Raw genomic sequence first — 24,390 nt, 5'->3', positions numbered from 1 at the left:
TAATGATTACCCTCCTTTGTTACTCAAAAACTAAAATGTGCCGGATTTATTATAATAGAGGTGAAAAGTAAAAAATAAAAGATAAAAAGGTCTTTTATTAATTTATTTAGACTTATCTTTGTTCTATAAGAATTACACCATGATTAGACACCTTATACTTTTATTAACCCTCATTTGTTGTCACCATCTGGCCTTTGCTCAAAAAAAGCTATTCGTAGGCCCCAATGAGCAGTTTAAACGTATTGAATCAGCGTTGGCCACCGCCCAAAATGGCGACGAGATTGTGGTTAAAAAATCAATTTACCCAGCTAAGAACATCATCATCAGTAAAAGCATAAAACTTACCGGACAAAATTACCCTGTGCTCGATGGTCAGGGGAAAGATGAAATACTGACCATTTTAGCTAATAACGTTACCGTTAACGGTTTTGAGATAAAAAACACTAACAGTGGTTCAGCAAAAGATTATGCAGGCATTCGTGTATTTAAAGCTAGCAATATTAAGCTGGTAAACAACCGGCTGCGAAACACATTTTTTGGAATTTATCTATCTGATGCATTGAACGTTACCGTAAAAAACAATGACCTAAACGGTACAGGCCACCCTACCCGCTCAGGAAACGGCATACACCTATGGCAATGCAAATACATTCACATAGAAAACAACAAAATCAGCCGGCATCGCGATGGTATTTACTTTGAATTTGCCAAACACAGCCTCATAAAAAACAACAGAAGCGAACAAAACATTCGTTACGGTTTACATTTTATGTTTTCTGATGATGATGCATACATTGGCAACACATTTACCAATAACGGCTCGGGCGTAGCAGTAATGTACACTAAACGCATAAAGATGCTGAACAATGTGTTCGAAAATAATCGTGGTTCTTCCTCATACGGACTATTGCTGAAAGATATTAGTGACAGCCGAATTGAGAACAATCGTTTCATTAACAACACAATAGGCATCTATCTGGAAGGCTCGAGCCGTATCAAAATTTTAAGCAATGATTTTTCTCAAAACGGTTGGGCAGTGCGTCTGCTGGCCAATTGCGAGAACGATCATTTTGAGAATAACAACTTTATCGCAAACACCTTCGATTTGGCCACCAACGGCACGCATTTTCAAAATTCCTTCAAAAAAAATTACTGGGATAAATACGATGGATATGACATGGATAAAAACAAAGCAGGCGATGTGCCTTACCGGCCGGTGAGTCTTTACTCGCAAATAATGGAGAAAATGCCATACTCGGTAATGCTGATGCGAAGTTTCATCGTCAATCTTTTAGATAAAGCCGAAAAAGCAATCCCTTCTATTACTCCTGAAACTATTAAAGACGAACAACCACTCATGCAATCTATAACACGATGATAGAAATTAAGCACTTAAAAAAATCCTTCGGTAAGCTGGACGTGCTGAAAGGCATCTCTACAACTTTTGAATCAGGACAGATCATTTCTGTATTAGGACCCAATGCATCAGGAAAAACCACGCTGATTAAATCAATTTTAGGAATGGTGATTCCTGACTCGGGAGCCATTTTGTTTGAAGGAAAAAACATCACTTCCGACCCCTATTACAAAAAGCAAATCGGTTACATGCCGCAAATTGGTCGTTATCCTGATAATATGAAAATAGGCCATCTATTTGAAATGATGAAAGATATACGCAACGAAAAGGCTGTTGACGAAGAATTGTTATTCCAGTTTGATCTGCCTTCAATGTTTCATAAACCGATGCGATCCCTCTCGGGCGGAACACGACAAAAGGTGAGTGCAGCACTGGCCTGCCTGTTTAATCCTTTGGTATTAATTTTAGACGAACCCACTGCCGGCCTCGATCCCTTTGCTGCCGAGATCTTAAAGGCCAAAATTCAAAAAGAAAAGAAAAAGGGCAAGCTTATTCTCATCTCTTCTCACATTATGAGCGAAGTGGATGAACTGTCAGACCGAATTTTTTACCTGATGGAAGGCCATGTTAAATTCGATTATTCAGTTGACGATTTGAAATCTATAACCGGCGAATACAAACTCGGAAAAGCAATTATGAATTACCTTAAAATTGATAGCTATGCTGAAAGTTACTAAATATGTTTTACACGATATTATCCGGAACAAAGTACTTATAGGTTATACCGCATTCCTGTTAATCCTCTCCTGCTGCATGTTTTACCTGGAAGAAAACCCAGATAAAGCTGTGAGCAGTTTGTTAACCGTTGTCAACATCATTATACCATTGATGTCCATGATTTTTACAACAACCTATTTCTATAATTCATATGAGTTTATTGAATTGCTGGTTGCACAACCCATTAAACGAAATCGAATTTTATTGGGTGAATATATAGGTATTGCAGGTTCTTTGTCAGCCGCCCTACTGATAGGTTTAGGCATCCCGATAGGCATATACGCTTTTTCTTCGCTTGGCCTAATGTTATTTTTCACAGGTTTCATGCTGTCCTTAATCTTTGCGTCATTGGCGTTTCTATGCTCGGTAATAACACGTGATAAGGCCAAAGGAATTGGCTTGTCCCTATTAATCTGGTTTTTCTTTTCCGTTATTTATGATGGGTTGCTGCTTGGTATTATGTATAGTTTCAGCGACTATCCGCTTGAGAAAACCATTCTGATGTTAACTGCACTAAACCCTATTGATCTGGGACGGATAATCGTAATGCTAAAAATGGATGTTTCAGCATTAATGGGTTACACAGGAGCCTTGTACAAATCCATATTGGGCAGCAACCAAGGAATGGTCATTTCATTCATCACGATGTTGGTGTGGTTTATAGTTCCGCTATTAGTTTCGGTAAAAATTTTCAGGAAGAAAAATTTGTAAACAATTTCAATATAAGATGAAAAGTAAAAGGCCCTACAATATAAAACTGTGGGGCCTAACAAACTATATTAATTATTCAAATTAAGATTGTTCCTCAATTCGTTTTGCGGAATGGCAAACAGGTAATATTCGCTAATTTTTGTTTTGCAAACCCTACTTCTTTCACCTAATAGCTATGAGCAATGTATTGATTACTAACTGTTCCGTCGTCAAACAAATCAATAATGGCATATCCAGGCGGAGTCTGCTTATAGAATGATTTTCCTGCCGAATCCTTATCTCCTTCCTCCCACCAAAAACCACTTAAAGCACCATTGCAAAAAAATTGAACCCCATTATATTCTGCTTCATCTTGCAAATGAATGTGACCACTCAAACAAGTAATCCTTTTATCCTTATGCTTATAAAACAGGTCGGTAATATATTTCGAGTCAGTATGATTACCTCCATCCAAAATAGTGCAAACTGCCAAAATTGGATAATGACTTAAGCACATTATGGGTGTTCCATTTGTCAATTTGGCCAAGTCCTCTTCCAGCCACCTACACTGTTCATCATCCAGCGAGCCTGCATTTTTATTATTACTATCAAGAATAATGAAATGCCATCCATTTTTGTCAAAGCTATAATAACGATTGGGAATACCCAATTGCTTAACTACGTGATCCTTCCCGTGCATTGGATCATGCTTATCTGGGCTGGCCCACCACATATCATGATTACCCAAACAACTATGCATTTCGTAAGAACTAAGCTCATTACGTAATTCATTCCAAATCGTCCATTGCTCATTTACTCGCTCACGCGTTATATGATTGTAATCGGCGGCATAAATAGTGTCACCTCCGTTTAAGAAAAAATCAATTTTATGCTTCTTAATCTCTTCCATACACTTTCGAAAGCGGTTAGGGGCATCATACTCCGGACGAATGTGCACGTCGGTTATATGTGCTATACGCAACACTCGCTTTCTTTTTAACTTTGGTTCTCCGGCAATGGCCACCCCACCGCTAAGCGCTATACTACCTGCAGCAAGTCCAATATTTTTTAAAAGTTCTCTTCTTTTCATTGTATTTAAAGAGTTTTTTATTTCCCAATAACCGTTTTAATTGATTCGCCAACCGGATGATTGGCTGTAAAGTGAAAGCCCAGTAAATTGGCAATTGTTTGAGCAAACTGATTCTGATAGATTTGACCAGTAGTCTTTACTTCTCCTAATGGTTTCGAATCAGGACCAATAACCATTAAATATGTTTCATTTGAATGTGGAGCACTGGAACCATGATCGGTCCATTTGCTTCCGTAGCCTCGCCCATGGTCTGTACAAACAAATAGCGTGGTTTGATCTTTATAAAATGGGTCGTTTTGCAAAGACTCCCACAGATCTTTGAACATCCGATCCGTTTTATGAGCAGCATCTAAATATTGATCATAGTCACCTTCATGCGCATAACAATCCAGATCACCAAAGTCCATATAAAATAAACGTGGATGCTGGGCCATCAAATAAGCTTTAGACATAGCATAGGTACTAACATCTAACCGCTCTCCTTCTCCCCAAGTATCGGGCATCATATGCTGAAATGCATTAGCTTCCTTTTGCATTTTTGTAAGATTTGCCCCTTTTACATCTTCGCTCCAAATATTCACAAACATACCATTGCGATTACGGTTCAGTATCCATGCTACCACATCCCACGAAGCAAACGCAGCCACTTTGCCTTCAAAGCCCTTTTGTCTATTGATGAACTCCATCACGTTTTCATTAGGGTTATCAATTTTATTATTAGAATTAATTGCTTTGTCAAAGTAACCAGTCCATGTTTCACTCCTCCCCGGATATGAAAACCAATATGTATTTTTTAAGTCGACGTTGTTTCCAAGAGAACGGTTGCCATAAATCTGACCTTTTCTAGAGATAAAACTCCAAGTGAAAGGCATTAATTTTTCTCGACGTTCTGTTGGTGTAGACGCCCAATATTTTTTCACTGTCCAAGCCGAATCACCCGTGTATTTTTTATTGAATAGTAAAGCTGAATCAGCGCCTTGAAAAAGCTCTTTCCAACGATAGCCATCTAATGATATAACAATTACATTTTTTGTCTTTCCAGCAACCTTGGTACCTTGTTGTGCAAATGCATTACATGCAATAAAGAGTAATAAATAAAATATCCTCTTAGCTTTCATTGGTTTTGTATTTAGTTTAGAATTTGATTTTACTTTTAAAATCACCACGATTTTGTCTTAATTCAGAGCAACTTTAACAATTGACATTATATCTCCACTTTCTGTTTTTTTTGGTGAAAAGGGTTGCTCAGTCCATTCCTTTTCCCATGCATAAAAATCTACAGGCTGAGGATTCTCACCTTTCAAATCCTTCTCCAAATAATCAAAATACAATTTCCAACGAGGGAGGTAAAAAGAAGCCAACATACCGGCCCATTCCTTATGGGCATACTCATGTAAATCTGTTTCAGGATTATCAGGGCCCCAATAAGTAATTTGTTGCTTGGCATTAAGAACAAACAGGGCTCTATCTGCCGAAGTTTGCCCCATGTTATAGGCTTGCTGAAGCCACCATTCTAAATTAAAATGATCATTAGTACCCAGTAAGGCTTCTTGAGTTGTAATCAACTGAAGAAATTCAGCGGTAGCCTGCTTAAAATTTTCGATATTTTTGGATTGATAGGCAATAATTATTCTCTTGTAAACTGTGTCGCCTTGATTGGCAAGCACCTGACGAACAAAGTCGATTAAATCAGTTTGATAAGTTTCGCTGTTTTTAAAATCAGGAGCAGCTTTTGCAAACTCTTTAACAGCTAGTTTAAACCTGTTAACATCATAATTACGCTTACGTGTTCCCCAGGATGATACCGTTTTTACATTCAAAGATGGCCGCGCACAAAAGATAGATTCACTCGGACCTTCCTGATAAATGGAAAAGCTACTATAAACAGTTTGAAGTAACTCCTGCCACGCCGTTGATATATGACTATTCTGTTTGCCATAGCGTGAATAAGTAAAACCTTTAATCCACTCCGATACATCTACTTTATCCTTTTGCCAGCCCAGATTTAACATAAGTTCATACACTACAGGGTTATTATGAATTCCTTCGGGCATAATTCCAATGCCTTTCATCAACTGACGGTATGAGCTGTTTTCGGCTCTGTGCACTTCATTGGCAAAACGTTGCAATTTGCCATACAGTCCCACTTTTTCGCCGAAATTATTTACTGAGCACCAAATAAAAGGTGTCATCTCATAGCCCGTCCGAGTTTCCCAGTTATTAGTATTTTCTCCAAATAACTCTTGAACCATTACGTGCTTTTTATCCAACCTAGAAAGCAATTCTTTTTTAGGGTTAACCTGCCAACCTTGCAAAACCCATGTAGAATTGGGAAAATACTGTAGCATTTGCTGCTGAATAGTTGTTGCCGATTGAGAAACATCTATTCCATTGGTCTTTCCCCCTTCGTGAAAAGGATCTCCACCAAAAAACTTGATATCCTTTCCATATAATTTTTGCATTTCTTCATAATAGGTCCCCGCAATCTTAGCAAAGGATGGGTCTGTCGTGACAAGAAAATCAGGGCGCTGAAAACCTCCGGCCCATTTCCCTTGCTCCAAAACATTTATCTTCATTATATTTTTCAATGAAGTGGGAATCATTCCATAGAACCCCTGCATAACAGGCTTAATTCCTAAAACCTTCATGCGTTGCAAAATTTGCAGCTGTAACTTTGATTGTTGATCTATATAGGTTTGAGATACTGGCCCACCCCATCCTTCCAGATTTCCCATTAACCACCATGCATTAAAGCCTGGCCCTGGAATAAAATCCAAAATCTCCTTTTCGTTAAAGTTCAACCGACGTAATGTATTTTGCCATACCGCTTCAGTTCCGGTAATAGCCAACATCATGTTCACCCCATTCAAGGCCATCCAATCAAGCTCCCGTTCCCATTCTTTCCATGTGTAAAAGCTCATGGTGTAGTTATGAGTACAATAATTCAAGGCATAGCGATACTCAAATGGAGATTCCACTTTAACAGGAATCTTAACTAATGGTAATGGGTTAACTGGAGTTAAGTTGTCTCCCATGTGCGACATTGAACGATGACAAAAATCAGCCAAGTATCTATTTAACCCAACTGCAGCACTATTAGCATTTGACGCTTTGATCAGTACTTTGTTATTAGATGAACTAATCTCGTAAACATCTTTCTCAGCTTTTATTTTCTCAAAAACAATATGGGAAGACAGCCATTTAACACGACGATTCACCAAAGCTTCAACACCTGGAAAATCGCCTGCTAAAACGATTGAGGGAATCAATAAACAAAATAATAGTACACGTACCATTGCCTTAAACATTGTTTATAATTATTAAACAACAAAACAAACATATTAAACTGATTAATCAAGCAAAAAAAAATAACTGTAGATGAAAACCTCTTTTAAAAGCCCACACACACGTTTGCGTAAATCAAAGATTTAATGCTAGAAAGCTGTCAAAAAAACTTCAACAGCTTAACGAAGAAATTTCAGTAGAATTTGAAAGGATGCCTATAAACAGGGAAATGAGAGAGAGATTATTTCTTTTTTATTAATCTGGCAACGAACATAGTATCAGCAGCATTTTCGTAACCTTTTAACACTTCGAAACGCTCACATTCAAAGCCTAATTCAGTGCAAATAAAGTTCATAACCTCTTCGTTCTCTTTTTGAAAAGCTGAACAAGTTATATAAATAAGAGGTTTGCCTGGTTTAAGCCATTTCACAACATTTGTTGCAATGCGTTTTTGCAAAGAGCTGAACCATTCAATTTTATTTGGATCAAAGGTCGAAATCATTTCAGGCGTACGACCCCAGGTTCCAGAACCACTGCAAGGAGCATCCAGGATAATCCCATCAAATTCCCTGTTCAGTAAATATGGATCAAGGTTTTTAGTTAAATCAAGTTCTTTTTTATGATAACCCCTAATACCTGCAGCTGTAAATCGTTCATCAAGGTTAGCTAGAATACTCTCCCTGATATCAGAAACCAAAAGTTTAACACCAGGCTCCTGCTCATGAAGCATTAAGGATTTCCCTCCGGATGCGGCACAACAATCCCACCAGTTTTCCCCATTTAATGGCTTAAAGTAAACCGCAGTATGTTGGGAGCTGTAATCTTGTATTTCAAATGGACGGGGAATTACTCCTTCAAACAGATGGTCGAGCTTAGTAGTATTTTTAAATGAAAGACAAGTTTCAGAAAGTGGTTCAAAAGAAATTTCAAGTTCCTGCAATTTACTTTTCACCATTTCACTTTTTCCCTCCCTAACACGAATGAACAACCTGGGTTGATTAAGGTGAGAAAGGCAAAATTCCTCTTTATTAATCCTTTCTGACAATTTATCTTGAAATGGAAAAATCAGATTCGCATTAAACTCAGGATAAAGCTCTTTTAAATATTCAAACTTCTCGTTTAACGAAAGTTCAATTTTTTGGTTGAATACTGGCTGTAGTTGATCGAGTAATGGGGTAAACGACGACTTGCAAAGAAATTGAGCTACCAAAATCCGCTCGTCAATAGAACGGTTAGCCAATGATTGTCCTAATCTGAAATATGAATAAACAAGGTCAGAGGCCATTTTACGGTCTTTGGAACCCATTTGTTTATTCTTGCGAAAAAAATTTGCTAAAAAACGAGAAAGCGGCATCTCAAAAGCATATTCTTCTATGATTGATGCCGCAATACGTAACTGGTTGTCGAACCTCATTATTTCTGTTCTACAAACTTCGAGTTTTCAACCTTTAATACCTTCAGGCTTTCGTTCAAAAAGCCATTTTCGGTTTTAACAAATTGAAAATTGTTATGAATTCCGTTATAAAACTTGTTGATGTATTTATCGTAATCAGTAATATGCGATGAAAGCAGCTTTGCAAAGAAAAAGCCTATATCGAATCCTTTAATAGCATACTCGCTAGGTTCAACCGCATATGCTTGCTTATACCGTGTAAAAAAAGCGGCAGTTCCTGGTTCATTACGATCAATATGGTATGAAGATGTAAAATATAGATTGTACTTCTCCAAATTTTTCAACCCCAATGAAGTTGCCAAACGTTCAGAACCCGGATAAGCAAACACAGTGAAACTGTATTCCTTAGAATTTTTATCCAGAAACTTTAATAAAGCTTGCCAAAATGCTTTATTAGCTGATGAAACCAACAGGATATTGTTCTGCCCTTTTACCAGCTTACTCACCATCGGATCAAACGTATTAGAAGTAGTTCGATACTCACTTATTGCTGTTCCAATACTTTGTTCTTCAAATGCAGCCTTAAATGGCTTAACAAAGTTCTCTTCGTCAGAGTCAGGTCCTTTTAAAATCATTAGTCGGTTTGTTTCAAACTTTTTGATGATAAACTCTGCAGCCTTGCGGGCATGAATCTCCATCGGACAAACCGGAACAATGAAATATGGATTGCCTTTTACAACCACACGCGGCGACAAAGGAGACACAAAGTACTGCTGATTTTGAACAGCAATAGGATTAAACGAGCGGATTTCTGACGGATACAATGGGCCGATCACTAAATTACTATTGATGATAGCTTGCTTTCGAGCAAGGTTACGCACCTCAACGGTATCGTCTTTACTATCAAAAACCATTAATTTAATTTTCTTGCCATTTTGAGTAGCCGAATCCAAACCCAAGCGGAAGCCTTGATAAAAATCAAGGGCCACAGCAGAAGGTTCAAGATCTTTTTTGGTACTTGCTGTCGATAAATCAATTTTATCAACATTGAATGGCAACACCAATGAAATTACCGGCTCTTTATTGGCATTTCTTGAAAATACGGCAGGTTCCTTAGCTCTTTTATCATCATCTTTAACCGTTTTCTCAGCCGACGGACCGGTTGGCATTTGAGGTTGTATTGTTTTCGTTGAACAAGAAGCAACTGTAAATGCCGCCGCTAAAATCAGCGCACTGAAAAAATTATTCCCACTCAATAGTTGCAGGCGGTTTAGAACTGATGTCATATACAACGCGGTTAATTCCTTTTACGTTATTGATGATTTCGTTTGAAATTTTTGCTAATAACTCATATGGTAAATGACACCAATCGGCGGTCATACCATCAACTGATTCAACTGCACGTAAAGCGATTACGTTTTCATAGGTACGCTCATCGCCCATCACACCCACTGATTGCACTGGTAAAAAGATTGCACCAGCCTGCCACACCTTATCATACAAACCTGATGAACGAAGGTTATCGATATAAATAGCATCAGCTTGTTGCAATATATGTACTTTCTCTGGTGTAATATCCCCTAAAATACGAATTGCTAAACCTGGCCCAGGGAAAGGATGACGTCCCAATAACTCATCTGCAATTCCTAAGTTTTTTCCAACCCTGCGCACCTCATCTTTAAATAATGAACGTAATGGTTCTACCACCTTTAGTTTCATAAAATCAGGCAAACCACCTACGTTATGATGTGATTTAATGGTAGCTGAAGGTCCTTTCACTGAAACTGATTCGATAACATCAGGATAAATGGTACCCTGACCTAGCCATTTAACATTTTCAATTTGATGAGCTTCATCATCAAATACTTCAATAAATACACGACCAATAGCTTTACGTTTAGCCTCCGGATCTTTTAAGCCTGCTAAAGCATCATAAAAACGTTGTTTAGCATCAACCCCCTTCACGTTTAAGCCCATTCCTTCGTATTGTTTTAATACGCTTTCAAACTCATTTTTACGCAACAGGCCGTTATCAACAAAAATACAATACAGGTTTTTACCAATTGCTTTGTTCAATAATACAGCTGCTACAGTTGAGTCCACTCCCCCTGAAAGACCTAATACTACTTTATCATCACCTAACTTATTTTGTAAATCTGAAATAGTAGTTTCAATGAATGAGTTAGGAGTCCAGTTTTGAGATAATCCACAAACCTGTACCAAGAAATTATCTAATAACAATTTCCCTTCCAAAGAGTGTGTAACCTCTGGATGAAACTGAATTCCGTAGGTTTGAGTATTTTTAATATGATAGGCAGCAACTCGAACTGAATCCGTGCTTGCAATAACTTCAAAATTTTCCGGTACTTCAGAAATAGTATCACCGTGCGACATCCATACCTGGGAATTGTCGGTTAATCCCTTTAAAAGCTCATGATCATTGTTGATGGTGCTCAAATTTGCACGACCATATTCGCGAATTTTTGAGGGTAATACATTCCCGCCCATACTTTGTGCTATAAACTGTGCACCGTAACAAACTCCTAACACGGGATATTTATTATGGAATAGCGACAAATCAACACTAGGGGCATTTTCTTCTCGAACTGAGTGTGGAGAACCTGAAAAGATTATACCTTTAACACTTTCGTCAAATTCAGGAAGGTGGTTATAAGGATGAATTTCACAGTAAACATTGAGTTCTCTAACTCTACGGGCAATTAATTGAGTAAACTGAGAACCGAAATCAAGAATGATAATTTTTTCCAGCATGCGCAAAGATAGGCTTTTGAATTTAGATTTCAGAAGCAGATTTTGAATTAGAGAAAATGATTAGCCTTTCCAAATTCACTATGCCACAAAGGTGATGATGCTATTTTAAGGGACTTCCCCCAATTGCCCTTAATTTAAACAGTAACGGCGGATGGAATCAACTCTTTTTCATCCACAGATAAGTATTTGGATACTTCAACCCCAAACCGTCGTAAAAAATCAACTCCTTCATCACTAGGCAGGCCTTTATACTCGGCATATGATTTTAAGAAGATAACTTTTTTAATACCCGATGTAAAAATTAAACGTGCACAAGGTAAGCAAGGTGATAACGTAACGTACAGGGTAGAGCCTTCCAGCGAAGCTCCATTTTTTACGGCGTATAAGATGGCATTTTCTTCAGCATGTAATGCCAGGGAACAACTTCCTTTTGAATCACGAGGGCAACCGTGTTCAGGCCAATCTTCATCACAATTATGAGTCCCGGCAGGAGGGCCATTATAACCGATAGAAATAATACGGGTATCTTTTGTCAACACTGCTCCAACATGGGCTTTTACACAATGTGAACGGCCTGCCAACTCCGTGGCCAAATTCATAAATATATCATCAAATTCCGGACGCTTCATTCCTGCTAAGTTCAATTCGGTGCCAAAATAAACACAAATAATTTGGGTTTTTATCTTATAAGTGAGATTTTTACCGAAACCTTTTGGAAACCCACGAATGCTATTGGCCATTTTTTCAGGAATTATTGTCGGATTAGTGCTTTCATTGCTTACTGGCCCTACATTCTTTTCATTACTAAAAATAAGTATCAGCAGAGGCTTTAAATCAGGCGTTTACTTTTCTGCTGGTGTATTTTTAAGTGATGTTATTTATATAGTTTTAGCTGTAGTTTTCAGCTTACTTATCGGTTTTGAAGAGCAATACCGGCAAATAATCTACATTATTGGAGGCACGTTTTTAGTGGGCATAGGAAGCTATTATATTTTCAAAAAGGTAAAAATTTCCAATGAACCTACTAAAGCATTAAAAAATACAGCCTACTTTTTCAAGGGTTTTTTAATGTGTATGTTAAACCCAATGATGCTCTTTTATTGGATTACCATTTCAACCAAATTTACTGAGTCATACACCCACCCTGAACTTCTTGGTTTCTTAGCTGCCACATCTCTAACAATTCTGAGTTCTGATATTGGGAAATCATATTTTGTAAGCAAATACCGCAGTTATATCAATACACGACATATCATGTGGCTCAATAAAACTGCTGGAGTGGTGATAGTTGGGTATGCTGTATTCAGATTGCTGATCCCTGTGATCTTAAAACATGTTTAAATAGTTAGACAAAATTCACCTCTCCTAAATTTCCCCACACTCCTATTAACTAATTTTAAGTAAATTAGTGTCTGTCTAAATTACTACGCTATGTCTAAACACGCCATTAATTGGTTCGAAATTCCGGTGGAGGATTTTGAACGTGCTAAAAAGTTCTACTCGCACATACTCAATTTTGAAATGGTTGAAATGCTTATGGGATCAGATCGGATGGGCTTTTTCCCAAGTGAAGCAGGAAGTGTAAGCGGAGCCATCGTTTCAGGAAAAAATCACCACCCTGGAGATACTGGCGTTTATATTTATCTTAATTGCGGCGATAATATGATGGAAGTTCTCAATAAAGTACAGGAAGTTGGAGGTTCTATTTTAGTACCCAAAACCATCATTAGTCCCGAATACGGATATTTTGCTTTTATTAAAGACACTGAAGGAAACAAAATAGGTTTACATTCACATCACTAGAAGCTTTTACAAAAATGAAATATAAAAAAAGGACGTATACACAACCGTATACGTCCTTTTTTATAACTATTTATTAAAAGCCTTATGCGTATGCACGCTGATTGCGGCCTTCCATAAAGTTGATAAATGCCCTATTCACTACTTTATTCCCCCCTGGTGTCGGATAGTTTCCTGAGAAATACCAATCTCCCAAGTCGTTTGGACAAGCTATATGCAAGTTATCCAATGATTGGAAAATCACCTCTACTTCAGCATTTATGCCTTCAGGAGTAACAATGCGTGAAACTTCAGCCGAGATTTCTTCATCGGTAAACGGCGCATAAATTTCTTTCACGTAATTTTTAACATCTTCTTTAGGCAGGCCCTCCTGAGCTTTACATTTTTCGTAAACTTCTTTAATAAGCTGCTCTTTACCTGACTTTTTCAGTAAGGAAATTGCAGCCTGGAATGCCACAAACTCACCCATTCGACTCATATCAATACCATAACAATCTGGATAGCGAATTTGAGGAGCGGATGAAACAATTACGATTTTTTTAGGCCCCAAACGATCCAGAATACGGATAATACTTTGTTTTAAAGTAGTACCACGTACTATTGAATCATCAATGGCCACCAAATTGTCCACGCCTTTTTTGACAACCCCATACGTTACGTCATACACATGATTAACCAAATCATTACGATCTGAATCTTGGGTAATGAAAGTGCGTAACTTAGCATCTTTAATAGCCAATTTTTCAACGCGAGGTTTCAAGTTCAAAATTTGATCAATTCGCTCGTCGGTAAGATTATCGCTTTCTTTTAGCAAGTCTTTCTGACGGCAGCGAATGTGCTCATGTACACCTTCAACCATTCCATAAAATGCAACCTCGGCGGTATTCGGAATAAATGAAAATACTGTATTTTGAATATCGTGATTTATGGAATTAACAATTGCAGGCACCAATAGTTTACCTAATTTTTTGCGCTCTTGGTAAATACTGGTATCACTTCCTCTTGAAAAATAAATACGCTCGAACGAACATGATTTACGTTCCAACGGATCGCGGAACATTTCTTCAGAAATACTGCCATCCTTTTTAATAATTAAAGCATGACCTGGCTGTACTTCAGAAATAGCTTCAACAGGGATATTAAAAGCAGTTTGAATTGCAGGGCGCTCTGATGCAACCACAACAACTTCATCATCGATATATTTAAATGCCGGACGAATACCTGAAGGGTCACGCATAACAAAAGCATCTCCGTGCCCCATTAATCCACAAATGGCATATCCCCCATCCCAGGTTTTAGCTGAGCGAGTTAAAATTTTATTAACATCTATGTGCGAAGCAATTAGTTTAGAGATCTCGACATTTGAATATCCTTGCTTCTTAAACTTATCGAACAATTTTTGATTCTCGTCATCCAAGAAATGACCAATTTTTTCCAACACTGTTACCGTATCAGCTTTTTCTTTAGGATGCTGGCCTAATTCATATAATTGAGCCAAAAGTTCATCCACATTGGTCATGTTAAAATTACCGGCTACCACCAAATTGCGGGTTTGCCAGTTATTTTGACGCAAAAATGGGTGACAGTTTTCAATGCTGTTTTGCCCATGAGTACCATAACGCAAGTGGCCAAGTAACACTTCGCCCATAAAAGGCACATGCTCCTTTAACCATTGTACATCATTAAGTAGTTCAGGATTTTTACGTTGAAGATCGGCATATTTGCCTAAAACGTATTCGAAGATTTCGGTTACAGCTCTAGAAGAAGTTGAGCGCTGACGGCTTATATATCGATTTCCGGGTTCGATATCTAACTTGATGGTTGCAATTCCGGCACCGTCTTGTCCACGGTTAACCTGTTTTTCCATCATTAAGTACAGTTTGTTTAAACCGTACAATGCCGTTCCGTACTTCTCGTGATAATAACTTAAAGGCTTACGTAATCGGATTAGTGCTATTCCGCACTCGTGTTTAATCGCGTCACTCATGAAATTATTCTATCCCTCTGGAAAGCTCCAAAATTAAGGTCGCAAAAATACTAATTATTTATTGAAGAAACACGAGTTATGCTGATTAGTTTTTGAGAAAATACAGTGCTATTGTAAAATAATTAATTCAAATCAACTAACTGACTATCAATAGTTAACATTATTAAACTCTATTCAAAACTTATTAGTGCTTTTCGCGCATCATCTTTTGAGCAATAAAGCTGCAAATAACCAACTGCATGGCGTGGTAAATCATTAAAGGCAACAAAATTACTCCCAGCGATCCGCCGTTTGAAAAAATTACTTTCGACATAACTGTTCCGTGCACTAGCGATTTCTTCGAACCACAAAAAACTGCTGTTATTCTATCAGCCCTGTTAAACTTCAACAGATTAGCACTGGCAGAAATCAGATAAAAACCTACAAAAAACAGGGCTATCATCAAGCCACCTAACATCATCAACTCCAATATTGAATAGCCATCAAAAACACGGCTGGCAAATGACTCACTAAATGAAGTATAAACAATGAGTAAAATGACCGATTGATCAAAATAACGCAATTGCATTCTGTATTTATCAGCTAATTTACCCAGGTGAGGATTCAACCACAAACCCAACATCACTGGAATCAATACCTGAAAAATCAGTTTTAAAACAACATCTGTAAAATCAAAAGTACCGGATGATGCGGAAAGAAATATTTCCATCCAGAAAGGCGTTAAAAAAACACCCACTAAACTTGAAATACTAGCATTAAAAATTGCAGCAGGTATGTTTCCACCTGCAATAGACACCATAACCACTGATGATGATACTGTAGATGGTATGGCCGATAAAAACAATGCCCCTGTCCAGAGCAAAGAAGTACTGTTTATGCCAAAAAATTTAAATGCAGTGAAAACTACAAGTGGAAATATCAAATAAGTAGAAAGCTGCACCATCAAATGCAATCGCCAGTTACTTAAGCCATTAATCAGTTTTTCTCTATTGAGCTTTAACCCATAAAAGAAAAAGATTAATGAAGCTCCATAAGTAGCAAAAGATTTTAAAGAAAATACACCTTCATACACTCCCGGTCCTGGCAATAATTTTCCTAATAGAATTACCAAAATAATCCCGAGTATAAATCCGTCTAACCCAAACTGTGCTAATCGGGTTAAAATACGTTGTATAAGTGTTGGTTCTTTATGTAGCATTAATCATTAAAGTCCATGATCCATAGTCTACAGACCATAGCAATTTTTGAATAACAATTATTTAAACTATGATCCATAGACTATCAACTATGGACTTTAATTTACACTGATGGTTCCTGCTGGCTTAAACAGTGAAAACTGCCCAGTCCCCAAATTATATCAGTAGAATCCAGACCGATAACTTTTCTATCAGGAAAACATTGAGTCAAAATATCTAAAGCAGCCTGGTCTTGCTTACAACGATAGGTTGGCACCACCACTGCGGCATTTGAAATATAGAAGTTAGCATATGATGCCGGCAAACGTGTATCTTCATAAATCACGGCATCTGGCATAGGTAACTCCACTATATTAAGTTGTTTACCATTAAGTAAACGCATTTTCTTCAATTCATCCAAATTCTCTTTTAAAGGCTGGTAGTTTTCGTCGTTCTTATTCTGTTCAACAACTGTAACTACTGTATCCTCATTTACGAATCGGGTAATGTCATCTATGTGTCCGTCAGTATCATCCCCAACAATACCATCGCCAAGCCATAATATTTGTTCTGCACCATAGTATTTGTGCAGGTATTCTTCTATTTGCCCCTGATTTAAATGTGGGTTACGGTTTTGATTTAACAAACAAGCTGTTGTTGTTAAAATTGTTCCTGCGCCATTAAAATCTACTGAGCCCCCTTCCATTACAATACCAGGATAGAAAACCGGAATATCGTAATGTTTTGCTATACGGGTAGGGATTACGTCATCCAGATCATAAGGAGGATACTTCTCACCCCAAGCATTGTACCCCCAATCAACAATGATTTTTTTCTTTTCAACAGGATTAATCAAAAACGCAGGACCATGATCACGACACCAGGCATCATTGGTAGGATGAATGAAAAACGAAACTTTTGACAAATCAACACCCTGTATTTCTAGCTGGGTAATGGCAAATGATTTCATTTGCTCATCGTTTACATTAATGCAAACCTGCTCGCCTTCGGCAACAGCTTTAATAAACTGCGCATAGATGGGATAAATAGTATCAATTTTACCAGGCCATGATGCCTCTTTATGAGGCCAGCTAAGCCATGTTGCTGTATGTTTAGCCCATTCGGCAGGAAAATGATAGCCTGAAGGGATAGAAGTATTTATATTTTGCATATGAATTAGTTCATGTTGCATTTAGTTAGACAAAGGTATTTATATAAACTTGTCATCCTGACTAAGGATACTTCTGCAACAGAAGCTTCACTCTTCAGCATGACAAGCTTATCTTTTCTATTTCAAATATGAATTTCTAGCTCTTAACTATTCCTCATCAATAAACCGCTTGGTAATTGGCTGATAACTTTCAATTCGTCGATCACGAAGGAATGGCCAATGAGTACGATAACTGTCACTTTTTTTAAGATCAACTTCAACCACTGCAACTTCTTCTTCCTCATGAGACGCTTTGTAAAGTAGTGAGCCAAATGGATTACTTACAAAAGATCCTCCCCAGAATTTCATTAAACCCTCTTGTTCAAATCCTACACGGTTTACACTTACTACGTGCACTCCATTTGCAACTGCATGGGAGCGTTGAATGGTTTGCCAAGCATTATATTGTTCTGTATTGGTAGCTTCATCCTGAGAAGTTGCCCATCCAATAGCAGTTGGATAAAACAAAATCTCAGCCCCCATTAATGAAGTAATACGGGCCGCTTCTGGGTACCATTGATCCCAGCAAATTAATACTCCAAGAGTAGCAAACTTCGTTTTAAATGTTTTATAACCTAAGTCGCCTGGAGTAAAATAAAACTTCTCATAATATGCAGGATCATCAGGAATGTGCATTTTACGGTATTTACCCAAATAGGCCCCATCTGCATCAATTACAGCAGTAGTATTATGATATAATCCTTGTGCGCGCTTTTCAAACAGCGAAGCAATAATAACAACTCCTAATTCAGCCGCGATCTTTTGCAAAGCATCTGTAGAAGGGCCAGGAATTGGTTCGGCTAGTTTAAAGTTTTCGTAGTCTTCAACATCGCAAAAATACAATGAAGTAAAAAGCTCTTGCAAACAAACAATTTGAGCCCCCTTTGCTGCGGCCTCGCGAATTTTAGCAATTGCTTTTTCGAGGTTTATTGCCGGCTCTTTAGCGCACGACATTTGAACTAATCCTACTTTTACCACTTTTTTAAAGTTTAAATTTTCGCGCAAAAGTACGAAATTTTAATTTGACAGGGTACGACAACTGTAATCCCCTTCTATGCACTTAGCCGCTAGGCTGTAATAAACAGTAGTTCTTCAACTAAAACCTTTTCTCGTGCATTTTGTTCACCTAAAATTAAAAAACAATGAAAGCAATTTGTTTCAATCATTTCGGCGAACCAGATTGTACTATGGCAATTTCCTGACCCAATTTATTCATAACACTTTTGGCTTTCCAATGACGAAAGGCTTATTAAACTATAATACAACTCTTACAACTACTTTGGCTCTATGAAAAATTAAAGCATCTTTGTACTCTATTCTATAAAATGAACAATGGAAGAAGTAATAGAAAATATAGAAATTGTATTTAAGCTTTGCCGAAAAACAGATGCTGAGTTAATTGCTGAACGTGAAAACATCTTATTGTTTCAATATGATGGCAAAAAAACTGCGCGATTTGTATTAAATGAGCGTAAAAAGGATTATTTAATTGAAATTTCATGTCTTAAAGCCGAAACTCCATTTTTTGCCAACGAGTTTGTGCCTAAATGGAAAAGCATAATTGACAGCGACCTGCAAATAGGAAATGTTTACGGAAACTTGGATTCATAAAAATATAAAAGCCGACTCGTTCGGCTTTTTTTGTGAACAATGGCACCTTTATACTAATAACAAGTCGGTTAAGCGTTCGGCAACCTTGCTTCCCAATGCTACACCCATGCCGTTAAATCGAAATCCTGCGACAATACGATCGCTGGCTTTTTTCACTTCAGGCGTAATTTCTTTTCCAAAAGCCATGATTCCACTCCACCGGTAGTCAATGGTAAATTTTTTTTCAGGTAGAATCATTTCACGCAGGTAATATTCAAGTTGCTGTTGAATAATTTCCGTTAAAGCAAATTCCTCGGTAGTTTCCCGATCGTAATCAATATTACGGGCACCACCAAATAAGATTCGATTATTAATGTTACGGAAATAATAATACCCTTCGGTAAAATTAAAAGTTCCTTTAATTTTGAGATTTGGGATTTCTGAGGTACAAACAACTTGTCCTCGTCCAGGCTCTAAATCAGCATCAGGAAAAAAGCGTTTACTAAATGCGTTGGTGCAAATAGCTACTTTTTCAGCTTTAAAGTTAATTACTTCTTTTTCTCCCAATACTTGATTTTTAACCATTACTTCAACCGATTGTGAAGTTTCGTTGATTTCAAGTACTTCGGCTCCTGATATCACTTTCACTCCCAAATGATGAGTATATTGAAGTAATGAACTCATCATTTTTCCTGTATCAAGTTGCCCCTCCAATGAGTTAAAGATCATTGTTTTCACCAGATTCTTATTGAACCCAAATCGTTCACACCCTTGCTTATCTTCAGCAAAAACATCCGTTTTAAAATACGGCTTAAAAAGGCTATTTACTTGTTTAATGCCTGCAAGGTAATCGTATGTATCAGTGTGAAGAATTAATTCATATCCGCCATTTTGCTGAAAATCAATCATTTTATCCCCTAGGCGCTTGCGTAACAAGCCCAATCCTTCCCAACGATCAATTGAAAGCTTTAACAACTTTTCTTCCGTTAGATGTCGCAAGTCATCAGTAATTTCACCAACATTTCCAAAACAAGCAAAACCGGCATTTTTGGTACTGGCTCCGGTAGGAAATATTCCTCTTTCTAATACTAAAACTGAAGCACTGGGTTTACGCTCTTTAAGACAACAAGCGGTTGACAAACCCGCAATACCACTTCCAACTACAATAAAATCATAATGAATAAATGAAGTATGTTCCCAATAACTCAACATGCTTAAAAATAGGAATTATTGGAAGAGAAAGAAATTAAAATACGTCCCCCCTTTTCAAGAGAAGACGTATTTGAGGTATCTACAAAGACTCTGTATACCTTTTAAAGTTGTCTATAATAGCCTGCCAACCAGCTTGTTGTAACTCTGGAGAATTCTCAGTTTCTGCATCAAATGTTTCGGTAACAGTTGTAACACCTTCATCGCTCTTGAAGGCAATCTTTACTTTACGGCCATCACCCATTACATATTCAATCAGCTCGTTAGTTTTTACATTTTCATAAGTTCCTTCAAAGTCGAAGCCCATACTTCCATCTTTAGCTTCCATGCGCGAAACAAATTTTCCACCTACTCTTAAATCATTTGTAGCTGACGGAGTATGCCAATCATCATTTGCACTATTCCATTTAGTTATATGTTCAGGAGAAGTCCAAACTGACCACACTTTTTCTACAGGAGCATTTACTGTTGACTGAACGGTAATTGTTGTTTTTGCTGATGTTTCCATATTTATTTTTCAGAAATAATGAGTGAATAGATATTTTATTGTTATGACAAACCTACGCTAAAATATTTACCAAAAACAGGTTCAAAACGACATTTAAATGGGCTCGATACGACAAAATATTTTAGGTTAGTGAGTATTCAAAACCATATAAACAATTTATCTTCAATAAATTAATATTGTTTAATTAACTTGTTATTATATTGTTAATTCTCCCTAATCAGAATCCTTCTTTAGTCAAATCGAGTAGGAGGAAAATAAAATAGGTTTTCCTCCTATTTCATTTTCCGACCTCTCACACCACCGTACGTACCGTTCGGTATACGGCGGTTTCTTAATTTACACAACGCAATTTTTGATAGTAGTCAGTAAAGAACAGGTAACCCGACTGCTTAAGGCGTTCATTGGTGATACTTCTGCTAAGGATTGGACTATTAGCTATGTGCCAGTAGCTTTTCCTTGTGTTGCCGTATTCCTTTGCCTTGTTTTTCGGGATATCCAGTTTTATCAGATTCCTAATTCGGGTTTTGATACTTTTCCATTGTTTCCATATCAATGACCTGATTCTTCTTCGATACCATTCATCTATGCGTTCCAACAATCCTTTCATGTCTGCCAGCTGAAAATAGTTAAGCCAGCCTGTGATGTACTGTCTTATTGCTTCCTTTCGGCGTTCATTGCCCCATCCGTTGCTCCGTGAGGTCAGTTCTCGGATTTTCTCTTTCATCTTTTCAACACTTTTCTTATGGGCGCGCATTTTGCAACCATTTTTGTTGAAGTAAAATCCATACCCCAAGAACTTAACGTCCTTGATGTGTGCAACTGTGGTTTTCTCTCTATTTACTTTCAGATAAAGCTTTTGTTCGATGTAGTTGGTAAGGCTGACAAGCACCCTCTGGGCGGCTCGGCGGCTTTTACAGAATACCATACAGTCGTCAGCGTATCTGACAAAACGATGTCCTCTTTCCTTTAGTTCCTTGTCCAGTTCGTTGAGCATTACATTGCTCAACAGCGGACTTAGGTTTCCTCCTTGCGGAACTCCCATCGATGTCTCTTGAAATTTTCCCTGTACCATTACGCCTGCTTTTAGGTATTTATGTATCAATGATACTACCCTGCCATCTTCAATGGTTCGGGATAAAATCTCTATCAGCCTGCTTTGGTTAACAATATCAAAGAATTTCTCCAAATCCATGTCCACAACGTAACGATAACCTTCGTTTGCGTTGGTTTGGCACTGCTTTATGGCCTGATGAGCACTGCGTTTTGGACGAAAACCGTAACTGTTGGACGAGAACTGTTTTTCGTAAATAGGTGTTAATTGTTGGGTGATTGCCTGCTGAATGACTCTATCCACTACCGTAGGGATGCCTAAAGCTCGCTTTTTGTCGTTCTCTTTGGGTATTTCAACCCGGCGAACAGCTTGAGGCTTGTACCTCCCATTTTGTAGTGAATGAAGCAATACTTCTCGATGGGATTGTAAGTAGGGTAAGAGCTTTTCCACACTCATCCCATCAACCCCGCCTGATCCATCGTTACGCTTAACTTGTTTGTAGGCCGCATTAAGGTTGGATGGTGAGAGTATATACTCCAAAAGTTGGGCTTGTTGCCCTTGCGTTGTGTTGGTGTTTCCTTTTTCAGTCATCCATAGATATGTCTGCCCTCCAGAGCTTGATTCGGTTGCCGACCTAGTTCCGCTCTGCCAGGTGTCTTGCTCCGTTTTCTGCTTTCTACCATTCATACAGTAACCTTCATTTGATGCTCACCTCTTAAGATTCGACCCTTCCCCTGCTAGCTCGTAGCAGCGTACTTTGATCTCTGCTGACTTCTGACAGCAATTGTTAGCCGTGTTTCATACTGCTTGTTTCCGCACGTCTGTCAGACCTCCCGTGGTAAACCTATACACTTTCTCCCCATGTAACCGCCTTATTTACACTCCAGTATCCGGGTAGTTATTGGACTTCGATTTGTGTTGCAATCTCATCCTGCTGGATATGCCTGATAGGGTTCGTGTGCCTCGGTTCAGGGATTTGCCTCAAGCTTCCTTCTATGTTGTAAAGCAAGAGATCTGGAAGTTTTTTTAATGATTACCTTTGTGATATAAATCCGAAGAGGAAGTGGGCGCTGCTGGAGAGCAACTCACCAGCAATAGGATTTATGACGGTGAATATAGCTTTGAAGCCCCACAATGACAGGGGCTTTTTTGCTGTATTCATTGTCCTAAATGGCTAAAGAAAACTCTCTTGCCCTGAATCTTCAGACACACCTGTCTTTTCAATGAACTAAAAGCCTATAAAAACATCCTTCTATTAGCAGAACCGGTAAATCGGGCTGCAATGCCGTGTTTAATTTTTTATAGATAGTGAGCTGTAGCCTTCAGATAGCAGATACAGAATGACCAGCACTGCAGGAAGCGTGTTATCAGTCTCAGATTAAAAGGATGTTTTTATATGGCGTTTTAGTTTTATTTAACCACTGCACACTCATATTCTTGTTTGTTTATTAATACATACCTGATTCTGTTGAGTAATTTCCGGGCTATTCTTACGATGGCCTTATTCGGTTCCATTCGCCGGCAATACTCATGAAAACTTTTAGTCAGTGCCGGATCCAGGCGTGCGGCTACCCATGCACTTTCAATCAGGGCGCTGCGCAGCACGCTATGCCCCCGTCGGGTGATAGTACCGGCTAGTTCTTTTTCCCCACTTGAATGCGTCGAGGGGATGAGTCCTATAAAACTGCAGAGTTGATCCGTGTTTTTAAACCGGTTAATCGTCTCCAGCTCGGTTAATAAGGTCATGGCCGTTAATAATCCGATGCCAGGGATACTTCGCAGTAAAGCGATGGCTTCCTGGTAAGTACCTGTTTTTGATAGCTCTAGTAAATGCCGGGTGAGTTGCAATACAGAGGCTCTCAAATGTTTCGCTTCTAAAATCATGGCCTGCAGGGCCGTTTTACTACTCTGCTCAGCCATAGCGATGCTTTCCAGCCAATCAACAAAAGGTTTCGACCAGTGGGACTGTTTTTTGGTGAAGGGCGCAGGTAGTTCAATGCCATGAAAGTACAGGAACGATTTTACCCGGTTTTTATACCGGGCAAGGTCCTTGGTCAGTATGGACCGGGTGCGAACTAAACAACGGTCCTCTAGGGTTTTACTGGAAGGAACATAAATCGGGATTAAGGCGCCACTTCTTAATGAGTGTGCGATTTTACGGCTATCCCTGGAATCCTCTTTTTGCACTTTTTCTTTATCGGTGGTGGGAATATCGGCAGGATTGACCACGATGGAGTGAATGCCCAGAGCCTCCAAGCGGTTATGGATCCAGTAGCCGCAGAAGCCTGCTTCGTAGGCGGAATGATAGGTGCCGCCGGGGAAATTCTGCCGGAGATACTGGTGTAATACTTCGGGTTTAGGTGGCTGCGAAAAGGTTTTATGGGTGAGCAGTTCAGTCATAACGGTAACCTGCCAGCTTTTTAAGTGCACGTCAAAACCAACATAAATGTTTTGACCGCTAAAATCTAATTGATTAACTTGTGGTTGCATAAGTTC

The 24,390-nt window shown here is 38.4% G+C and carries 21 protein-coding genes; 6 read left to right on the top strand and 15 right to left on the bottom strand.

Features of this window, described 5'->3' with window-relative positions; all coding sequences use genetic code 11:
• Window positions 1-139: 139 nt before the first annotated feature.
• Genes L2B55_RS07075 through L2B55_RS07065 form a run of 3 tightly spaced genes read left to right on the top strand, consistent with a single transcriptional unit; the run spans window position 140 to window position 2,845 of the window.
• Entirely contained in the window at window positions 140-1,378 is a 1,239-nt protein-coding gene (locus L2B55_RS07075; protein ID WP_237849852.1) for a nitrous oxide reductase family maturation protein NosD, read from the top strand.
• Entirely contained in the window at window positions 1,375-2,094 is a 720-nt protein-coding gene (locus L2B55_RS07070) for an ABC transporter ATP-binding protein (protein WP_237849851.1), read from the top strand. The genes L2B55_RS07075 and L2B55_RS07070 overlap by 4 nt, the downstream gene beginning before the upstream one ends.
• Window positions 2,078-2,845 (top strand): ABC transporter permease, encoded by a 768-nt coding sequence (locus tag L2B55_RS07065; RefSeq protein ID WP_237849850.1) that lies wholly within the window; start codon window positions 2,078-2,080, stop codon window positions 2,843-2,845. Before L2B55_RS07070 ends, L2B55_RS07065 begins: the two co-directional genes overlap by 17 nt.
• 166 nt (window positions 2,846-3,011) lie before the next feature.
• On the opposite strand, the gene L2B55_RS07060 is transcribed toward L2B55_RS07065, so the two are convergent.
• The 7 genes from L2B55_RS07060 to L2B55_RS07030 all read right to left on the bottom strand — a co-directional run bounded on the left by L2B55_RS07060 (window position 3,012) and on the right by L2B55_RS07030 (window position 11,993).
• The gene (locus tag L2B55_RS07060) at window positions 3,012-3,914 is read right to left on the bottom strand and encodes a metallophosphoesterase family protein (RefSeq protein WP_237849849.1); all 903 of its coding nucleotides are present in this window, start codon (window positions 3,912-3,914) and stop codon (window positions 3,012-3,014) included.
• 17 nt (window positions 3,915-3,931) lie between these two features.
• Complete coding sequence (locus L2B55_RS07055; protein ID WP_237849848.1) at window positions 3,932-5,032, bottom strand: alkaline phosphatase family protein; 1,101 nt, start codon at window positions 5,030-5,032, stop codon at window positions 3,932-3,934.
• 57 nt (window positions 5,033-5,089) lie between these two features.
• The gene (locus L2B55_RS07050; RefSeq protein ID WP_237849847.1) at window positions 5,090-7,222 is read right to left on the bottom strand and encodes an alpha-N-acetylglucosaminidase; all 2,133 of its coding nucleotides are present in this window, start codon (window positions 7,220-7,222) and stop codon (window positions 5,090-5,092) included.
• Between the two features lie 218 nt (window positions 7,223-7,440).
• Window positions 7,441-8,613 carry an RsmB/NOP family class I SAM-dependent RNA methyltransferase gene (locus tag L2B55_RS07045; RefSeq protein WP_237849846.1) on the bottom strand — a complete coding sequence of 391 codons (1,173 nt, stop codon included), beginning with the start codon at window positions 8,611-8,613 and terminating at the stop codon, window positions 7,441-7,443.
• Entirely contained in the window at window positions 8,613-9,878 is a 1,266-nt protein-coding gene (locus L2B55_RS07040; RefSeq protein ID WP_237849845.1) for an ABC transporter substrate-binding protein, read from the bottom strand. Before L2B55_RS07040 ends, L2B55_RS07045 begins: the two co-directional genes overlap by 1 nt.
• On the bottom strand, window positions 9,835-11,364 hold the full coding sequence (gene guaA / locus L2B55_RS07035) for a glutamine-hydrolyzing GMP synthase (RefSeq protein WP_237849844.1): 1,530 nt from the start codon (window positions 11,362-11,364) through the stop codon (window positions 9,835-9,837). Before guaA ends, L2B55_RS07040 begins: the two co-directional genes overlap by 44 nt.
• A gap of 134 nt (window positions 11,365-11,498) precedes the next feature.
• Window positions 11,499-11,993 (bottom strand): deoxycytidylate deaminase, encoded by a 495-nt coding sequence (locus tag L2B55_RS07030; protein WP_237850273.1) that lies wholly within the window; start codon window positions 11,991-11,993, stop codon window positions 11,499-11,501.
• A 97-nt stretch (window positions 11,994-12,090) separates the two neighbouring features.
• On the opposite strand from L2B55_RS07030, the gene L2B55_RS07025 reads away from it, so the two are divergent.
• Both L2B55_RS07025 and L2B55_RS07020 read left to right on the top strand, forming a co-directional pair.
• Complete coding sequence (locus L2B55_RS07025) at window positions 12,091-12,705, top strand: LysE family translocator (protein ID WP_237849843.1); 615 nt, start codon at window positions 12,091-12,093, stop codon at window positions 12,703-12,705.
• A 90-nt stretch (window positions 12,706-12,795) separates the two neighbouring features.
• On the top strand, window positions 12,796-13,167 hold the full coding sequence (locus L2B55_RS07020; RefSeq protein ID WP_237849842.1) for a VOC family protein: 372 nt from the start codon (window positions 12,796-12,798) through the stop codon (window positions 13,165-13,167).
• Between the two features lie 82 nt (window positions 13,168-13,249).
• On the opposite strand, the gene L2B55_RS07015 is transcribed toward L2B55_RS07020, so the two are convergent.
• The 4 genes from L2B55_RS07015 to L2B55_RS07000 form a co-directional block, all read right to left on the bottom strand.
• Entirely contained in the window at window positions 13,250-15,151 is a 1,902-nt protein-coding gene (locus tag L2B55_RS07015) for an amidophosphoribosyltransferase (protein WP_237849841.1), read from the bottom strand.
• Between the two features lie 184 nt (window positions 15,152-15,335).
• Window positions 15,336-16,349, bottom strand: a complete 1,014-nt coding sequence (locus L2B55_RS07010; RefSeq protein ID WP_237849840.1) for a bile acid:sodium symporter family protein — start codon at window positions 16,347-16,349, stop codon at window positions 15,336-15,338.
• A 101-nt stretch (window positions 16,350-16,450) separates the two neighbouring features.
• Entirely contained in the window at window positions 16,451-17,497 is a 1,047-nt protein-coding gene (locus L2B55_RS07005; RefSeq protein ID WP_237849839.1) for an agmatine deiminase family protein, read from the bottom strand.
• Between the two features lie 147 nt (window positions 17,498-17,644).
• Window positions 17,645-18,541: a carbon-nitrogen hydrolase gene (locus L2B55_RS07000; RefSeq protein ID WP_255696566.1), complete on the bottom strand. Its 897-nt coding sequence runs from the start codon at window positions 18,539-18,541 to the stop codon at window positions 17,645-17,647.
• A gap of 327 nt (window positions 18,542-18,868) precedes the next feature.
• Here L2B55_RS07000 and L2B55_RS06995 point away from each other — a divergent pair, with 327 nt between their 5' ends.
• A complete protein-coding gene (locus L2B55_RS06995) occupies window positions 18,869-19,147 on the top strand; it encodes a hypothetical protein (RefSeq protein ID WP_237849838.1) in 279 nt (92 codons plus the stop codon).
• A 48-nt stretch (window positions 19,148-19,195) separates the two neighbouring features.
• On the opposite strand, the gene L2B55_RS06990 is transcribed toward L2B55_RS06995, so the two are convergent.
• The 4 genes from L2B55_RS06990 to L2B55_RS06975 all read right to left on the bottom strand — a co-directional run bounded on the left by L2B55_RS06990 (window position 19,196) and on the right by L2B55_RS06975 (window position 24,384).
• Window positions 19,196-20,338 (bottom strand): NAD(P)/FAD-dependent oxidoreductase, encoded by a 1,143-nt coding sequence (locus L2B55_RS06990; RefSeq protein ID WP_237849837.1) that lies wholly within the window; start codon window positions 20,336-20,338, stop codon window positions 19,196-19,198.
• 79 nt (window positions 20,339-20,417) lie between these two features.
• The gene (locus L2B55_RS06985) at window positions 20,418-20,843 is read right to left on the bottom strand and encodes an SRPBCC family protein (protein WP_237849836.1); all 426 of its coding nucleotides are present in this window, start codon (window positions 20,841-20,843) and stop codon (window positions 20,418-20,420) included.
• Window positions 20,844-21,174: 331 nt separating this feature from the next.
• Window positions 21,175-22,581 carry a group II intron reverse transcriptase/maturase gene (gene ltrA, locus L2B55_RS06980; protein ID WP_237849835.1) on the bottom strand — a complete coding sequence of 469 codons (1,407 nt, stop codon included), beginning with the start codon at window positions 22,579-22,581 and terminating at the stop codon, window positions 21,175-21,177.
• Window positions 22,582-23,304: 723 nt separating this feature from the next.
• Window positions 23,305-24,384, bottom strand: a complete 1,080-nt coding sequence (locus L2B55_RS06975) for an IS110 family RNA-guided transposase (RefSeq protein ID WP_237845150.1) — start codon at window positions 24,382-24,384, stop codon at window positions 23,305-23,307.
• Window positions 24,385-24,390: the final 6 nt, after the last annotated feature.

Source organism: Solitalea lacus, from assembly GCF_022014595.1.
Taxonomy (GTDB): domain Bacteria; phylum Bacteroidota; class Bacteroidia; order Sphingobacteriales; family Sphingobacteriaceae; genus Solitalea; species Solitalea lacus.
The sequence above is the reverse complement of the archived record's forward strand: the minus strand, read 5'-3'. Positions and strand labels throughout refer to the sequence as shown.

Coding starts and splice junctions, on each gene's coding strand:
- L2B55_RS07075 (WP_237849852.1), top strand. CDS start 140: ATGATTAGACACCTTATACTTTTATTAACCCTCATTTGTTGTCACCAT.
- L2B55_RS07070 (WP_237849851.1), top strand. CDS start 1,375: ATGATAGAAATTAAGCACTTAAAAAAATCCTTCGGTAAGCTGGACGTG.
- L2B55_RS07065 (WP_237849850.1), top strand. CDS start 2,078: ATGCTGAAAGTTACTAAATATGTTTTACACGATATTATCCGGAACAAA.
- L2B55_RS07060 (WP_237849849.1), bottom strand. CDS start 3,914: ATGAAAAGAAGAGAACTTTTAAAAAATATTGGACTTGCTGCAGGTAGT.
- L2B55_RS07055 (WP_237849848.1), bottom strand. CDS start 5,032: ATGAAAGCTAAGAGGATATTTTATTTATTACTCTTTATTGCATGTAAT.
- L2B55_RS07050 (WP_237849847.1), bottom strand. CDS start 7,222: ATGTTTAAGGCAATGGTACGTGTACTATTATTTTGTTTATTGATTCCC.
- L2B55_RS07045 (WP_237849846.1), bottom strand. CDS start 8,613: ATGAGGTTCGACAACCAGTTACGTATTGCGGCATCAATCATAGAAGAA.
- L2B55_RS07040 (WP_237849845.1), bottom strand. CDS start 9,878: ATGACATCAGTTCTAAACCGCCTGCAACTATTGAGTGGGAATAATTTT.
- guaA (WP_237849844.1), bottom strand. CDS start 11,364: ATGCTGGAAAAAATTATCATTCTTGATTTCGGTTCTCAGTTTACTCAA.
- L2B55_RS07030 (WP_237850273.1), bottom strand. CDS start 11,993: ATGAAGCGTCCGGAATTTGATGATATATTTATGAATTTGGCCACGGAG.
- L2B55_RS07025 (WP_237849843.1), top strand. CDS start 12,091: ATGCTATTGGCCATTTTTTCAGGAATTATTGTCGGATTAGTGCTTTCA.
- L2B55_RS07020 (WP_237849842.1), top strand. CDS start 12,796: ATGTCTAAACACGCCATTAATTGGTTCGAAATTCCGGTGGAGGATTTT.
- L2B55_RS07015 (WP_237849841.1), bottom strand. CDS start 15,151: ATGAGTGACGCGATTAAACACGAGTGCGGAATAGCACTAATCCGATTA.
- L2B55_RS07010 (WP_237849840.1), bottom strand. CDS start 16,349: ATGCTACATAAAGAACCAACACTTATACAACGTATTTTAACCCGATTA.
- L2B55_RS07005 (WP_237849839.1), bottom strand. CDS start 17,497: ATGCAAAATATAAATACTTCTATCCCTTCAGGCTATCATTTTCCTGCC.
- L2B55_RS06995 (WP_237849838.1), top strand. CDS start 18,869: ATGGAAGAAGTAATAGAAAATATAGAAATTGTATTTAAGCTTTGCCGA.
- L2B55_RS06990 (WP_237849837.1), bottom strand. CDS start 20,338: ATGTTGAGTTATTGGGAACATACTTCATTTATTCATTATGATTTTATT.
- L2B55_RS06985 (WP_237849836.1), bottom strand. CDS start 20,843: ATGGAAACATCAGCAAAAACAACAATTACCGTTCAGTCAACAGTAAAT.
- ltrA (WP_237849835.1), bottom strand. CDS start 22,581: ATGAATGGTAGAAAGCAGAAAACGGAGCAAGACACCTGGCAGAGCGGA.
- L2B55_RS06975 (WP_237845150.1), bottom strand. CDS start 24,384: ATGCAACCACAAGTTAATCAATTAGATTTTAGCGGTCAAAACATTTAT.